The organism is Gemmiger gallinarum (genome assembly GCF_014982805.1).
Taxonomy (GTDB): Bacteria; Bacillota; Clostridia; order Oscillospirales; family Ruminococcaceae; genus Gemmiger; species Gemmiger gallinarum.
Genome location: NZ_JADCKC010000003.1, coordinates 419,962 through 434,837, shown reverse-complemented (window position 1 = coordinate 434,837; position 14,876 = coordinate 419,962). Strand labels below are relative to the sequence as shown.

General features: G+C 61.4%; 13 protein-coding genes. 9 read left to right on the top strand and 4 right to left on the bottom strand.

Going from position 1 to position 14,876, the window contains the following annotated elements; all coding sequences use genetic code 11:
- The first annotated feature begins 79 nt into the window (after window positions 1-79).
- Window positions 80-1,336, top strand: coding sequence for a cysteine peptidase family C39 domain-containing protein (locus INF35_RS11220; RefSeq protein ID WP_193502477.1), 1,257 nt, complete (start codon window positions 80-82; stop codon window positions 1,334-1,336).
- Between the two features lie 113 nt (window positions 1,337-1,449).
- Here the strand turns inward: INF35_RS11220 and INF35_RS11215 are convergent, their stop codons facing one another.
- On the bottom strand, window positions 1,450-2,454 hold the full coding sequence (locus tag INF35_RS11215; protein ID WP_193502475.1) for a nucleoid-associated protein: 1,005 nt from the start codon (window positions 2,452-2,454) through the stop codon (window positions 1,450-1,452).
- A 180-nt stretch (window positions 2,455-2,634) separates the two neighbouring features.
- On the opposite strand from INF35_RS11215, the gene INF35_RS11210 reads away from it, so the two are divergent.
- Window positions 2,635-2,916 carry a hypothetical protein gene (locus INF35_RS11210; protein ID WP_193502473.1) on the top strand — a complete coding sequence of 94 codons (282 nt, stop codon included), beginning with the start codon at window positions 2,635-2,637 and terminating at the stop codon, window positions 2,914-2,916.
- Window positions 2,917-3,015: 99 nt separating this feature from the next.
- On the opposite strand, the gene INF35_RS11205 is transcribed toward INF35_RS11210, so the two are convergent.
- Complete coding sequence (locus INF35_RS11205) at window positions 3,016-4,173, bottom strand: CapA family protein (protein ID WP_193502471.1); 1,158 nt, start codon at window positions 4,171-4,173, stop codon at window positions 3,016-3,018.
- A gap of 293 nt (window positions 4,174-4,466) precedes the next feature.
- Between INF35_RS11205 and INF35_RS11200 the strand changes: the two genes are divergently transcribed.
- The 6 genes from INF35_RS11200 to INF35_RS11175 all read left to right on the top strand — a co-directional run bounded on the left by INF35_RS11200 (window position 4,467) and on the right by INF35_RS11175 (window position 12,382).
- Window positions 4,467-6,272 (top strand): Na/Pi cotransporter family protein, encoded by a 1,806-nt coding sequence (locus INF35_RS11200; protein ID WP_193502988.1) that lies wholly within the window; start codon window positions 4,467-4,469, stop codon window positions 6,270-6,272.
- A gap of 39 nt (window positions 6,273-6,311) precedes the next feature.
- Window positions 6,312-7,016 carry a response regulator transcription factor gene (locus INF35_RS11195; protein ID WP_193502469.1) on the top strand — a complete coding sequence of 235 codons (705 nt, stop codon included), beginning with the start codon at window positions 6,312-6,314 and terminating at the stop codon, window positions 7,014-7,016.
- A complete protein-coding gene (locus INF35_RS11190; protein ID WP_193502467.1) occupies window positions 7,003-8,358 on the top strand; it encodes a sensor histidine kinase in 1,356 nt (451 codons plus the stop codon). Before INF35_RS11195 ends, INF35_RS11190 begins: the two co-directional genes overlap by 14 nt.
- A 120-nt stretch (window positions 8,359-8,478) precedes the next feature.
- Window positions 8,479-9,522 (top strand): YkvI family membrane protein, encoded by a 1,044-nt coding sequence (locus INF35_RS11185; RefSeq protein WP_193502465.1) that lies wholly within the window; start codon window positions 8,479-8,481, stop codon window positions 9,520-9,522.
- Window positions 9,523-9,694: 172 nt separating this feature from the next.
- Window positions 9,695-10,999, top strand: a complete 1,305-nt coding sequence (locus tag INF35_RS11180) for a DUF3048 domain-containing protein (RefSeq protein WP_193502463.1) — start codon at window positions 9,695-9,697, stop codon at window positions 10,997-10,999.
- A gap of 141 nt (window positions 11,000-11,140) precedes the next feature.
- Window positions 11,141-12,382 carry a DUF3048 domain-containing protein gene (locus INF35_RS11175; RefSeq protein WP_193502461.1) on the top strand — a complete coding sequence of 414 codons (1,242 nt, stop codon included), beginning with the start codon at window positions 11,141-11,143 and terminating at the stop codon, window positions 12,380-12,382.
- Between the two features lie 132 nt (window positions 12,383-12,514).
- Here the strand turns inward: INF35_RS11175 and INF35_RS11170 are convergent, their stop codons facing one another.
- The gene (locus INF35_RS11170) at window positions 12,515-13,162 is read right to left on the bottom strand and encodes a histidine phosphatase family protein (RefSeq protein ID WP_193502458.1); all 648 of its coding nucleotides are present in this window, start codon (window positions 13,160-13,162) and stop codon (window positions 12,515-12,517) included.
- Between the two features lie 362 nt (window positions 13,163-13,524).
- Here INF35_RS11170 and INF35_RS11165 point away from each other — a divergent pair, with 362 nt between their 5' ends.
- Complete coding sequence (locus tag INF35_RS11165) at window positions 13,525-14,214, top strand: helix-turn-helix domain-containing protein (RefSeq protein WP_235983206.1); 690 nt, start codon at window positions 13,525-13,527, stop codon at window positions 14,212-14,214.
- An 86-nt stretch (window positions 14,215-14,300) separates the two neighbouring features.
- Here the strand turns inward: INF35_RS11165 and INF35_RS11160 are convergent, their stop codons facing one another.
- Window positions 14,301-14,552: an AbrB/MazE/SpoVT family DNA-binding domain-containing protein gene (locus INF35_RS11160; RefSeq protein ID WP_193502456.1), complete on the bottom strand. Its 252-nt coding sequence runs from the start codon at window positions 14,550-14,552 to the stop codon at window positions 14,301-14,303.
- Between the last annotated feature and the right edge of the window lie 324 nt (window positions 14,553-14,876).

Here is a 14,876-nt window from a genome sequence, read left to right as displayed (position 1 = left end):
TAAATTGCGTTAACCCGACGAGGGATCGCTGCGGAATGTGCCGCAGCAACAGTTCTTACGAAAGGAAGTACCGCCGCCCATGCACAAACGATTGCTTGCACACAAACGACTGCTTGCATTGTTTCTGGCAATATGCCTGATGTTTGCCGCAATACCGGCCACCTTTGCTGAAGACCTGCGTTCAATCACTGAATTTTACGCAAAGCAGCAGACAAGCTCCACCTGCACGCTGGCGTCGGCAGCCATGATGATGCGCCGCCGTGCTTACTTAGATGGTCTCGACAACTGGGACTCCATCACCGAGTCCAGCCTGCGCCGTGTGGCGTGGAGCTATGTAGGACTCTCCCATGACTTCTCCATGCTGGGGATCGAGGTCCAGCACGCCTACTTTGAGAAGGACGAAAGTGTGGAAGATCAGCTGATCTCCCTGCTCAAGGAGCACCCCGAGGGCATTGTGGTATATAACCGCAGCGTTCCCCATGCCATTCTGGTCACCGATTACACCGGCGGCACCTTTTACTGTGCCGATCCCTCCACCGCAGCGCCGGCAGGCCGCATTCCGGTCTCCTCGGCCACCATCTCCATCCCCAACGCTGCGTCCTACTGGTTCGTGGCCAGCGACATCAACCGTTCCAGCGGCCTGGGCCCTGCCCTGACCGCCACGGCGGCCTCCTATCCCAGCCGCCTGCACACCGGTGAAAGCTTTACGCCTTCCGGCACCATCACCTCCCCGGGCAACATCACCCGTGTCAGCCTGACGGTGATGACCGAAAGCGGCAACATTGTCCAGGCCGCCACCGCTGAGCCCGGTGAGCCCACCTACGATCTGGCAGCCCTGTCCGATCAGCTTTCCTTCGAGAGCCTGACGGCCGGCCAGTATACCTTCCTGCTCACCGCTGACGATGACTTCGGCGGCCGCCTGAACATCAAGCAGACCATGCTGGTTTCCTCCGGTGAGACTACGCTGGGCAGCTACTCGGGCACGGTGCCCACCCTGTCCAACATCAACGCCATCAACCTGACCGAGGAAGGCTTTGACATTGAGTCCACCGCCAAGGATTCGGACGATCAGGTCACCATGGTCACCTACTCGGCCTGGGCCGACGGCAACCAGTTTGCCCAGAGCCTGCTGGGTGAGGAGGGCGCCGACGACACCTACACCGTCCACATCGACGCCGAGTCGGTGGCACTGGGCATCGACAGCTTCCTCATCAACATCACGGCCATTGACCGGGACGGCAACTCCGCCCGCGGCACTCTGATGGTCAAGGTGAGCGCCGAGGACTCCTCCGACGAGAACGAGCTCAACCTCACCGCCGATCAGCGCCTGATGTAAGCACTTCACAGACAAACAAAACCGGTCCGGCAGCATTGCCGGACCGGTTTTTGTTTTGTTTTTGCCCGGGGCCCTGCGAAACATCCGCCCGGGGGCCCGCTGTTGGGAAAGGATTACACCAGCACGTCCTTGATGAGCAGGGACAGGCCGCCGGTGGCGGTGTGGATAAACTCCACCGCCTCGTCGCTGCTGCACAGCTCGGCGGGGATCTTGATCTCGATGCCGCTCTCGGTGCGGAAGCTGCGGCTGGACATTTTGCGCATGCGGGCGGGGGAGACGGTGACGCGGTCGTCCTCCGCCACGCCGGTCTCGGCCAAGGCCTGCTCAAATTTGGGGGCAGCCAGGGGATAGCACTCCCGCATGCGGGCTCGCACATCTTCCACAGCAATGGTGTTGTCCACCGCCTGGTTGCAGACCATCAGGTCCACCGCCGTCTCGGTGCCGCCGTCAAAGGGGGGCACATCGTCCAGAGATTCCGGCTCGGGATAGGCTTCCCGCACAGCGGCGGCAGCGGTCTCGCACACTGCCTTGAGCTTGGCTTTCTCGGGCATGGCCTGGACACAGCCGAACACCCGCCCGGACAGGTAATAGTCCTTCTTGCCGTCCATCTCGTAGCGCTTCTCAATGAGGCGGATGCGCATGGCGGCCAGGTCGATGAGGGCGGCCTCGTCGGCCTTGGGGGTGCCGGGCAGCAGGGTGCGCTGGGGGGTCATGCCGGAGTACTGAGCGTTGCCCAGGGTGCGGGTCTGGTGGGTGTAGCCGGGACGGTAATTGAGCTTGAGCACACCCAGATAAGGCACGCTGCTTACGGTGAAGTCCACCACCGCCAGATCGCCCGCGGGGATGGAGGGGTACTGCAGCATCTGCTCAAAGATGACCCCCGCAATGCGGCGAGACAGATCGATAAAGTCCTGATTGGAGGCAAGCTCCTGGGCAAAGGCGGAGTCGGGCAAAAACTCGCACATGCGGCCATCGTCGGCGGCAAAGGCCTTTTCCAGGCAGGTCATAAAATATTCGGTCAGGTCGGCGTCCAGATCGGTCTCTCGGTCGGAGAGCAGAGGCTCGGAGGCCCCGGTATCCAGAATGTGATAGACGACCCGTTTAATGTTCAGTTCCATGGCAACAGTTCTCCTTTGGCGGCAGCAGCCGGATGGTCCCCCGGCGCGGGACAAACCCGGCAGGCGCATCTATCAGTATAGCATATTTTGCCGGATTTGGGTATAACGGCGGCCCGGCTGCGCACACTGAAAGCAACACATCCGCCGCCTTTTTCGGCGGCAGAAAAGGAGGCAGCCACCATGAAACGATCCCCATCTTCCCATTTTTCCCGGCAGCCCGAAAATGAAGCACACTTCGCCGCCCCATCCCCGCAGAATACTGCAGGCGGCTCGGGAAGGTATCTCCACCGGACGGTGCCCTCCCGCCAGCAGTCGGCCCGGGCTTTTCTCCAGGGGAAAGTGCCGGGGGTACAGCAGAGCTATGCTCCCAACGCCCGCCCCAGCGAGACCGAAGGCTGGGTAGAGGATGACGAGACGGTGGAGCGCCTCGCCCGCTGGCGGGAGGAAGCGCCCTACGGCTGACCGACAAAAGAAAAGATCCGCCCCTGCCCGACGGAAAGAACCGTGGGCGGGGCGGAGCTTTTTTGCTGCGGCATGGATGAAGGGCAGGAGGGGAGGAAATCAGTCGTCCTGGGGCAGCAGGGTGCCGTCGGGGGCAAAGCTGCCGCTCTCCATTACGGCGCTGAGACCGTCCAGCACCGAGGCGATGTCGTCGGGGTCGGTCATCAGGGAGGTGATGCCGCCCGACTGCAGGCAGGGGCGCAGACGGCAGGTCAGGCTGTCGTCCGCCTCCAGGGTAACGCAGAGCAGAGCCGTGTCCTCGGTCTCCATGTTGAACCAGAAGTTGCCCAGACTGTAAAAGACCGGCACATCTCCCCGCCAGCCCGCCCCCTGCAGAATGTGGGGGTGGGAACCTACGATCAGGTCGGCGCCCGCCTCGGCGTAGGCGGTGGCCAGGTCGGTCTGGGCCTGTTCCAGGGTGGTGGAGCCTTCGGTGCCCCAGTGTACATAGACCACCACAAAGTCGGCGTTGTCCGCTGCCGTGCGGATGGCCTCCAGCGTCTCCTCCGGGTCGTAGGTGTAAAGCACCCCCGGGGAATCCTGAGCGGCCTGGGGAGTCAGAATATATTTTTCCGCCCGGGTGGCGCCCACAAAGGCGATGGTACGGTCCCCGACCACAAAGTACTGGGCCTGCTGGGCCTCGGCCAGGTCCCGTCCCGCCCCGATGTAGGGAATGCCCGCGTCCTTGAGCACATCCAGCGTGTCCAGAAAGGCGTCGGTACCGTAGTCGGCACAGTGGTTGTTGGCCAGCGAGACCAGGTCGGCCCCCATGTCGTACCAGTAGACGGCGTCAAAGGGGGAGGCCCGGAAGGTGTACAGCTTGCCCGGCATGGGAGTTCCCCGGTCGGACAGGCAGAATTCGTTGTTGCACAGCAGAATGTCTGCTCCGCGCATGAGCTCCAGCAGATCGGGGGAGAAGTTGTCGGCAAAGCTGCTCCGCCCGCTGGACCGGTAGCGCTCCATGATGTACCAGTCATCGGCAAAGTTGACATCCCCGGTAAAGGCCAGGGTCACGGTGCCGTCCTGCGCAGGCTGGATGCGGTGCCAGTTGGCGGGCAGCGGTGTGGGGGAGGGCGTGGGTTCCGGTGCGGGGGAGGTCTGCGCCTCGGCCCCGGCAGTCCCGGAGGAAGGGGCAGAGGAAGGCACCGGCGTCTTGGGGGCTGCGGTACAGCCTGCCAGCAGCAGGGCCGCCAGCAGGGCGGGCAGCAGTCGGTTCATGGTGCGAGTCCCCCTTTCTCTCCATCAAAGTTTTGTGGCTATGGTAACACGAGGCCGGTGTTTTTGCAATGCATCGCGGCGGCAAGAGGGCAAAAGCGGCCCGGATGTGGGCAAAAACAGCGCTGCGGGGGCGACTTTACACAGATTTTACAAATACTTTACGGCGTTTTGGTGTCGTTGCAGGTCGATTCTCCATTATAATAGATAACGGTATCTTGCGGTTTTTGAAACCGCCTCGCCGCACGGCGGCGTCGAAAATTGGAAAATAAGAGAGAATGGAAGTGTACCTAGGTATGAGCGTGTTCAACGTCTTTACACTGCTGGGCGGCCTTGCCTTGTTCCTGTACGGCATGGACGTCATGGGCAAATCCCTCGAGCAGATTGCCGGCGGCAAGCTGCAGGGCATCCTGAGCAAAATGACTGCGTCCCCTGTGCGAGGCCTTTTGCTGGGCCTGGTTGTGACGGCTGTCATCCAGTCGTCCAGCGCCACCACCGTCATGGCGGTGGGCTTTGTCAACTCCGGCCTCATGCAGCTGCACCAGGCCATCGGCGTGATTATGGGCGCCAACATCGGCACCACCGTCACCTCCTGGCTGCTTTCCCTCACCGGCCTGCAGGGCGACAGCTTCTTCATCCAGATGCTTTCCCCCAACGCCTGGGCACCTCTGCTGGGCTTTGTGGGCGCTGCCATGTACCTCTTCGGCAATGAGCGCAAAAAGTCCGTCGGCACCATCTTCCTGGGCTTTGCCATTCTCATGACCGGCATGGACCTCATGTCCTCCTCCATGTCTCCTCTGGCCGAGGAGCCCTGGTTTGCCGACCTGTTCCTGGCCTTCTCCAATCCTGTGCTGGGTGTGCTGGTGGGTGCACTGCTCACCGCCGTCATCCAGTCCAGCTCTGCCTCTGTGGGTATCCTCCAGGCGCTGTGCATGACGGGCGCCGTCTCCTACAGTTCGGCGCTGCCCATCATCATGGGCCAGAATATCGGTACCACTGTCACCGCCATGATCGCATCGGCCGGCGCCAACAAGAACGCCCGCCGTACTGCCTTTGTGCATCTGTACTTCAATGTCATCGGCACAGTCATTTTCCTGACCGGTTTCTATATTCTCAATGCCATCTTCCAGTTCCCGTTCTATCATGAGACGGCCTCTACCTTCGGCATTGCCATCATTCACACCACCTTCAATGTGGTCACCACGGCGGCATTGCTGCCCTTCAACCGTGTGCTGGAGCGTCTGGCCATCCTCACCGTCCCCGACGGCAAGGATGCCTCCCCCGAGCAGACCACTTTGCTGGACGAGCGTCTGCTCTCCACCCCGTCTGTGGCGGTGGGCCGCGCTGTGCTGACCGGCGGCGATATGGCGGAGATCTGCCGTACCGCCCTGCTGCAGGCCATGTCCACCACCCGCAAGTGGGATGACGCCATTGCCGACGAGGTGATGCGCAAGGAGGAAGCTGTCGACCATTACGAGGATGTGCTGGGCACCTACTTGGTCAAGCTGTCGGGCAAAGCTCTCTCCCGGGAGGACAACCGTGCCATCAACACGCTGCTGCACACCATCGGCGATTTCGAGAGGATCTCCGACCATTCGGTCAATCTGATCGAGACTGCCCGGGAGATCCGGGACAAGAATGTCCAGTTCAGCCATGAGGCCATCGAGGACCTGAATGTGCTGGAAGCTGCCGTGCAGGACATCGTCAACCGCACGGTGGATGATTTCCAGAAAGGCGACTGCTATGCCGCCGCCAAGATTGAGCCGCTGGAGCAGGTGGTGGACGGTCTGGTCCGGGAGGTCAAGACCCGTCATATTGCCCGTCTGCAGGCGGGGGTCTGCACCATCGAGTACGGCTTTGTGCTGGATGATCTGCTGACCAACTACGAGCGCATTGCCGACCACTGCTCCAACATTGCGGTGGCCATGATCGAGGTGGCTGAGGACAAGTTTGACACCCACGAGTATTTGAACTATGTCAAGAGCGGCGCCAGCGAGAAATTTGAACATCGTTACGAGCGTTACCGCGGCCGTTACACCTTTGCGCCGGAGGAGAATACCCCGGCGCCGGCTGCCGCGGGTGCGGGAGACGCTGCGGACTGACACTGCCCGCTGCGGTCCGCAGGAAGGGAGAATCATTGAATGATCTATATTGTGGAGGACGACGCCAGCATACGGGAGCTGGAGCAGTACGCCCTGCAGACCAACGACTTTGAGGTCCAGGGCTTTGCCGACGGCAAGAGCTTTTGGAACGCGGTGCATGGCCGTCTGCCCGAGCTGGTGATCCTGGATGTTATGCTGCCCGACGAGGACGGCTATGCCATTCTGTCCCGCCTGCGGGAGGATGCGGCCACCCGCACCATTCCTGTCATTATGGTGACGGCCAAGACCAGCGAGATCGATGTGGTGCGCGGCCTGGATCACGGCGCCGACGATTATATCAGCAAGCCCTTCGGCGTGCTGGAATTCATCAGCCGGGTCAAGGCGGTGCTGCGCCGTGCGGCTGCGGACGCTCCGGCGGCTGCGGGGGTGCTGCGCTATGACCAGATCGTCATGAACGATCTGTCCCGCACGGTGACAGCTGCGGGGGTTCCGGTGGAACTGACCTTCAAGGAATACTCGCTGCTGCACTATTTTCTGGAGCATCCGGGGGAGGTCCTCGCCCGGGAGCGGATCATGAAGGCGGTCTGGGACACCGACGACCTGCTGGAATCCCGCACCATCGACATGCATGTGCGTACCCTGCGCCAGAAACTGGGTGCGGCGGGGGACGTGATCCGCACGGTGCGCAAAGTGGGCTACAAGCTGTCCAGCCGTGACCCGGAGGCCGGCGATGAAACAACCTGAGAGTATGGCCCGGCGCATCCGGCTGGCCATTGTGCTGGTGGGGCTGATCTGCGTCACACTGACGGCGCTGGGCACGGCGCTTTTGTTCCAGCAGGCATTCGGCAAACAGCTGGACCGTGACCTGGAGCGTACGGCAGCGGCCATTGCCCAGGGCTATCAGATCCAGGGCGGCGGTTCCCTGGACAGCTATCTGGATGAGGGCGACTCCCTGCGCCTGACCCTCATTGATCCCGACGGCAATGTGCTGTACGACAGCACCGGCACCGCCGACATGGAAAACCATCTGGACCGTCCCGAAGTCCGGCAGGCGCTGGACAGCGGTTCCGGTGCGGATACCCGTCACAGCCGTACGCTGGGATATGAAACACACTATTATGCCATTCGCCTGGCCGACGGCAATGTCCTGCGCCTGGCGGACGAGACGGGGGATCTGTGGTCGGCCTATAACCGGGCGCTGCCCTTGCTGATTCTGGGTGTGGTGCTGGTACTGGCGCTGGGCGGCCTGCTGGCCTGGGTGCTGACCCGGGCGCTGGTGCGGCCCATCATCCACATGGCAGAGCACATCGACACCATTGAGGCGGAGGTCCCCTATGAGGAGCTGGTCCCGCTGGCCCACACAATCCAGTCCGACCGCAAACTGAGGGAGGACAACGAGGCCATCCGGCGGGAATTCACCGCCAACGTCAGCCACGAGCTCAAGACCCCGCTGACCAGCATTTCCGGCTATGCCGAGCTGATGGAGAACGGCATGGCCAAGGCGGAGGATGTGCCGGTGTTTGCCCAGCGCATCCACAAGGAAGCCAGCCGCATGATCACCCTGGTCACCGATATCCTTCAGCTGTCCGAGCTGGACGGCATGCGGGACTGCAAGGAAAAATCCTTTGAGCCGGAGCCGGTGGACCTGGCGGCCGTTACCCGGGACACCTGCGTCAACATGACCATGAACGCCCGCAAGGCCTATGTGACGCTGCAATACAAGACGGAACCCGCCAGCCTTATGGGCAGCAGGGATCTGCTGTCCGAGCTGGTGACCAACCTGTGCGACAATGCCATCCGGTATAACCGTCCGGGCGGCCATGTCTGCCTGTACAGCGGCACCGACGGGGACGGCTGTCCCTATGTAGCGGTGGAGGACAACGGCATCGGCATCCCCCAGGATGCCCAGGCCCGGGTATTTGAGCGCTTTTACCGCGTGGACAAGAGCCGCAGCAAGGCCACCGGAGGCACCGGTCTCGGTCTGGCCATTGTCAAGCACATTGCCATGCTGCACGGCGCCCGCATCGACCTCAAGAGTCAGGTGGGCACTGGAACCACCATCCGGGTGACCTTCCCCAAGGCGTAACAGTTCAATCTGACAAGGCGGTCCGCCCCTGCACGGGGCGGGCCGCCTTTTGCGCTGTCTGCCGGGGGTATCTGACCGGCCCGCCGCGCATAGGTTTGTGTCAGGAAAGGGGGCGGTCCTGTGGAGCGGTACAGCACAGTGGGCCGGGCGGGGGCCATTGTCGCCTGCCTTATCGGGGCGGGCTTTGCCAGCGGTCAGGAAGTGGTACAGTTCTTTGCCGTTTACGGCGGACTGCGGGGGGCGCTGGGAGCGGGGCTCGCCTGCCTGGTGCTGGCGGCCGGGTGCAGCTGGCTGCTCCGGGATGCCCCCGGCGGCCCGGTGTTTGTGCGGTGGTGCGGCCATCCGGCGGGATGGCTGCTGCAGCGGGCCGCACCGGTGTTTTTATTCGGGGTGTATGCGGTTATGCTGTCGGGAGCGGGGGCGCTGCTGGAGACGGCTGCTGGCCTGCCCTCCTGGCTGGGCCGCACCCTGATGCTGGCGGCGACCCTGGCTACCGCGCTGGGCGGTCTGACCCGCATGACGACATTGCTGGGAAAACTGGGGCCGCTCATCGCCCTCTTTGCCGGGGGAACGGGGCTTGCCGCCCTGCTGTGCGGCCCGAACGGGGAATCTGTGCCGGCTCTGGCACCTCCGGCCCGAAGCTGGTGGATGGCGGCGCTGGTCTATGCCGGGTACAATTTTTACCTGCTGGTGCCGTTTTTGCAGGCGATGGGGCAGACTGTAAGAGGGAAGTCCTCCGCCCGCCGGATCTCGCTGCTGGCCTGCACCATGTTTGGAGCGGCTCTGCTGGTTCTGCAGGGAGGACTGACCCGGTTTCCCGCTGTTATGCTCAGTCCGGCTCCCGCGGTGGCCCTGGCGGGAAGAATGTGGCCCCGGGCGGTCTGGGCGGCGCTGCCGGTGCTGCTGGCGGGGGTCTACACCACTGCCGCGCCGCTGCTTTTCGGGCTGTGTACGGGACGCCGGGGCGGCCGGAAAAGGATGGTCTGCCTGGCTTTGGCGGGATGGCTCTGTTCCGCCCTGCCCTTTGAACGCCTGGTGGGGGGATTGTTTCCCGTTATCGGGTGGTTTGGCCTTGCCATGCTGGCCTGCCGGGGGCTCACCGGGGCTTGCCGTCTGCTGCAGCGGGGAAAACTCTCCGGAGCCAAGTCCGCCCCAAAGGCCTGAATCTTTGCCGCAGCCCTGACACACGGTGGAAATGCTTGTAAAAATCCCTGTTCCGGCTTTACAAATCCGCCCAAAGCAAGTAGAATAAAGAAAATAATGACAGCACGGTTACAGGGGCTCCCGGCGTGCGGGGCCGCAAATTTATGTATCCAGAAAGAAGAGAGGACTGTCCATGAAGCGTAATTTCGTAAGTATCCTGGCGGTTTTGGCGGCATGCACCATGCTGTTCTCCGCGTGCAAAAAGACCGAGACGACCTCTGAGCCGGAATCCCAGCCGACCCAGCAGGAAGAAGTCGCCGAGCCCACGCCGACCCCGGAACCCTACGAGGCCAACGTCCTGACCGGCGAGCCCAAGGGCGACGATTATCCCGAAGGCCAGCGCATCACCGCGGTCATGGTCAACAACATCACGGTGGCCCGTCCCCAGCGGGGACTGTCCAAGGCGCAGATGCTGTTCGAGATCAAGGTCGAGGGCGGCATCACCCGCTTCATGCCGGTCTTCAACGACTACAATGATATTGAGGAGATCGGACCCGTCCGCTCCGGCCGTGACCAGTTCTTCCAGCTGATCCTGCCCTGGCAGGCGCTGTATATCCATGAGGGCGAGAGCGTCTTCATGACCGAGTACGCCAAGAACTACGAGTACGGCCTGCTCAACAACACCGACGCCGCCAACGGCTACCGCGACTACGACCGTGTCAACTGGCAGGGTCTGAGCTACGGCAACGGTCTGAGCAAAGAGCACACCATGTACACCAGCGGCGAGAACATTGCCAAGTATATCTCTGATATGGATGTGGACATGAACCGCACCTATAATTCCACCTTCTTCAACTTTGTGGATTACCGGGACGAGAACCCCGTCCGTGATCTGACCAACAGCCCGGATAGCGCCTACAGCGACAAGTACGGCCCGGTGGTCCAGGACGGCGAGTATGTGGCCATCACTCACAGCGCCAGCTACAAGACCCGCTTCCTGTACGATGAGGCCACCACCACCTACAAGATGCAGCAGTACTATTCCACCGACGGTTCCTGGCGGGATACCATCGATGAAGAGTACGACGAGCAGCTGGCCTTCACCAACCTGGTCATCCTCTACACCGATTTTGAAGCCTACCCCGGCGACAGCCACGACATTCAGGACGTGGAGTACGGCAACGGCGGCATCGGCTATTACTGCTACGGCGGCAAGATCGAGAAGATCTACTGGCAGAAGGGCACCCCGCTGGAGGCTCTGCGCCTGTACTACCTGACTGAGGACGGCCAGTGCAGCGATGAGCAGCTGCCCGTCAACATCGGCAAGAGCTACGTCGCTGTTGTGGACGTGGACGAGGCCGTCAACCTGCAGACCGGCACCCTGGCCGATTACGATCTGAGCAAGAGCGATGCCGCCACCACCGAGCAGGTCGTGGATGAGGAAGCGGTGGAAGCCGGTGAGGGCGCTACCGATTCCGTCGGCGATTACGTTGACTGATTCCGCATTTTAACACAAAAAAGGGAACCGCCACAGCCCGCACAGCTGGTCTTTGGCGGGTTCCCCTTTTTGCATTTTCCGGGCAGAGGCCAATTCTGTCGAAAAGAAGCCCTGCCCAAAACCCAAATGAGGTAGTTTGCCATGAAACGATTTCCGGCCGCTTTGATGGCGGCAACCCTTGCGCTCAGCCTGGCGGGGTGCAGTTACCTGAATACTGCGCCTGAATCCACGCCTGCCCCGGTCCAGCCCACTGTCACCCCCACCGCCACTCCGGAACCCACTCCCACGCCGGAACCGGGCATCAATCCGCTGACCGGCCAGGAGGACCCCGACGGTGCCTTGCGGGGCAAGCGCCCGGTAGCGGTGCAGATCCGCACCGGGGACGGTACTCTGCCCCAATGGGGCATTGCCCGTGCCGACCTGGTGATCGAGGGTGTGACCGAGGGCAGCACCGCGGGCATGCTGGCGGTGTTTTCCAGTGTGGATCAGATCAGCAAGGCGGGGCCGGTGGCGCCCGGCCGGGATCTGATGCTGCAGTTTGCCCTGCCCCTCAACGCCATTCCGGTGCACATCGACAAAAATGTCTATGCCTATAACCTGCTCAATGTGCTGAGCTATCAGGACATTGACGGCTACCATACCGGCACGGCGGCCTTCGCCTTTGATGCCGACCGTCAGGCCAGCGGCTACCGGGAGGAAAACTGCTGGTACACCACCGGGGACCTTATCAAGGCGGGGCTGGACCTGTACGGAACTTCCGCCGAGGGAGAGACGCTCCAGCTGTTTGACTTCGGCAACCGGGAGGACCCCGAGACCCGCAATGCCACCGAGCTGCACATCACCTTCTCGGACGGCGACACCGAGGGCTTTTACTACTCGGTGGACGATGGAGTCTACTTCAAGACCAACACCGACGGCTCCCAGGCCATGGACGCCGACGCAGGGGAGCAGGCAGCCTTCGCCAATGTGTTTGTGCTGTATGCCTCCTCCGGTGTCAAGGACGACGGCTATACCCGGCAGTATGATCTGTCCGGCGGTACCGGCCTTTACCTGACAAAGGGCGGCTGGCAGGAGATCCGCTGGACCAAGGGCGATGCCACGGCGCCCCTTGTGCTCACCGATACCGAGGGCAACAGCCTGACGGTCAACCGGGGCAAGAGCTTCATCGGCATCTGGGGCGGCTATTACGGCCAGGCTCTGCGTGTGGTTGCCGAGGACGGCACTGAGCAGACCCTGCCGGAAAAGCCCGCCCTGCTGGAATCGGGCATCAGCGACGAGGCCGCGGCCCAGGCCAAGCAGGACTACGATGCCTATCAGGCCGAGCTGGCCGCCCAGATGCAGCCGGAGAGCGACCCCAGCGCCGCCGAGGGCGGCGAGGGCTGAGGCCGAATATCTTTCCGACCGTGACGTTCCACAGCGTATAAAAACCAAAAGAGCCTTCCACTCCGGGATACCATCCGGGGCGGGAGGCTCTTTTTTTGTTGCTGTTTTTGCGCAAGGGGCGGGGAAGAGTGCTCAGCCTTCCTCCTCCTCCACGCCGTCCAGATAGCCTTCCGGTACCACGTCAAAGGCTTCCACCAGCTTGTCACGCATCCACATTTCGGCATCGCAGCGCACCGAGTACCCGGCGCCGGGATCGGTCATCCACTCCTCCGGCTTGCGCTGGGGCAGGGCGTGCTGGGCCAGCATGCTCATGATGACGCCGCCGTGGGTGATGCAGGCGGCCTCCTCGGTGTGGGTTTTGAACATATACTCAAACAGCTTCATGAGCATCTCGCCGGTGCGACGGTAGAAGGCTGCCCGGTCCTCGGCGCCCTCCGGCACATCGTGGCTGGTGGGGTCCATCCACCTGGCAAAGGCGGGGTCCTTGACCAGCTCGTTGAGGGGCCGGTTTTCAAACACGCCGAAGGCCATCTCCCGCAAACCGTCCAGAGAAATTACCTTCACACCGGGAAAGAGGATCTCCGCCGTCTGCGTGGCGCGGAGCATGGGGGAGGAGAACACCAGCGGCACCTGGGGATAGGCAAACTGACGTTTGAGGTCCTCAAGCTGGGCACGGCCCTCATCGCACAGGGGCAGGTCGGTGCCGCTGCCGATGTAGCGGCCGTCCAGGTTGCCGGCCGTCAGGCCGTGGCGGATCAGATGCAGTTTATAGTATTTCAAAAGAACCTTCCTCCTTGCAGTAAAGCGGCGGCATCAGCTTGAAAGGATACGCTGAAATGCCGTGGAATGTCAAATATTTTATTACAATTTGGTTACAAAATAAAAAGCTGTTTTGCTGGATAATTTTTCCGGGTACAATATTTGCACATAAACCGCCACACATGTGTCTATATCTTGTCCCGTTTTTTGGCCGACCGTCAAAATGTCAAAAACAGCCGTCAAAACTTGGCGGATTTTGTATTTACAAAATGTTTTTGCAAAGATATAATGTACAGCACGTAGAACAAATTCGGGCATGGCCCCACTGCGCCCTTGCGGAGGGCGCCGCACAGGGCATGCCCGGGCAAGGACGGCAGGAAATCATGGCGATGGAGTTCAATCGCATCATTACATTGCTGCGGAAAGAACGCGGAATCACGCAGAAACAGGCGGCACAGGACCTGGGAATTTCCCAGGCCCAGCTTTCCCATTACGAAAAGGGAATCCGGGAATGCGGCCTGGAATTTGTGGTGCAGGTCGCGGACTATTACGGCGTGTCGTGTGATTATCTCCTGGGCCGCAGTGCCGAGCGCAGCGGCCAGACCATCCGTGTGGAGGATCTGCCGGACACCGCAGTCTCCGCCGACAGTGTCTACCGCGGCAGTGTGCTGCCCGTCATGTACAAAAAGCTGATCGAGAACTCCCTGGATATCCTGTTTGACAAGCTGGCCGTCTGCAAGGACAAGGAACTGGTCACATCGGTGAGCAACTATCTGATGCTGGCGGTGTACCGGATGTTCCGGCATCTGTATCAGGCATCGCCCAAAAATGTGGCCAGCATGTTCCGGGTCAGCCGGGCCCGCTGGCAGGGCTATACCGATGCCGCCATGCATGCGGCGGAGGGCGATCTTCTGGCCCAGCTTTCGGGGGAGGACGGTGCCCAGGCAGCCCGGGCGGCTTCCCAGCTGGACATGACCACCGCTAGCCTGACCTCCGATTATCCCCGTCATGCCACCAGCCTGCTCAACCTCATCAAGAACAGCGAGGAGGTCGTCCGCGGCCTGCAGCGCTGACAGGGCGGAGAACAACCATTTTACACTTTTATGCCGCACGGCGGACGCACCGGAAAGGGGTGTCCGCCGTGCGGTTTTGCTTATGCTTACAGCATGCTGATGGCCCGGCGGCAGGCGGCGCAGATGTGCTGGCCGCGGAACTCCACCGTGTCGGAAGTGACCTCCCCGCAGAAATCACAGCTTCCGGCGGGACGGTACTTGCGCAGAATGATGGCGTTGCCCTCGGTAAAGATTTCAAGGGGCGTGTCGGTCCCGATGCCGAAGCTCTTGCGCAGCTCCTTGGGCAGTACGATGCGCCCCAGATTATCGGTGTTGCGGATGATACCGGTAGATTTCATGTCAGTGGCCTTCCTTTCCCTCAATGCGGCGGATTGGGCTTTCGATATATCGCCAAATATGCAGGTGTTTCGACGTAAAAGGCCCAACTTCTTGTGGATAGTATACGATTTCTTGACAAAAATGTCAATATTTGGAAGATGTGGATTTTTTGAACATTTTGTGACAGTTTTGCAAATCTCCCTGGCGGGGGAAAAGATATCCCACTTTGCATTTCTCTCTTTTTGCGTTATACTGAAACTATATTGAAGCAGTCTGCCGGTGAGAAAACCGCCCGCAGCCGGGCGGAACCTGCCACCGGGGAAACAAAACGAGCCGAGGAGGTC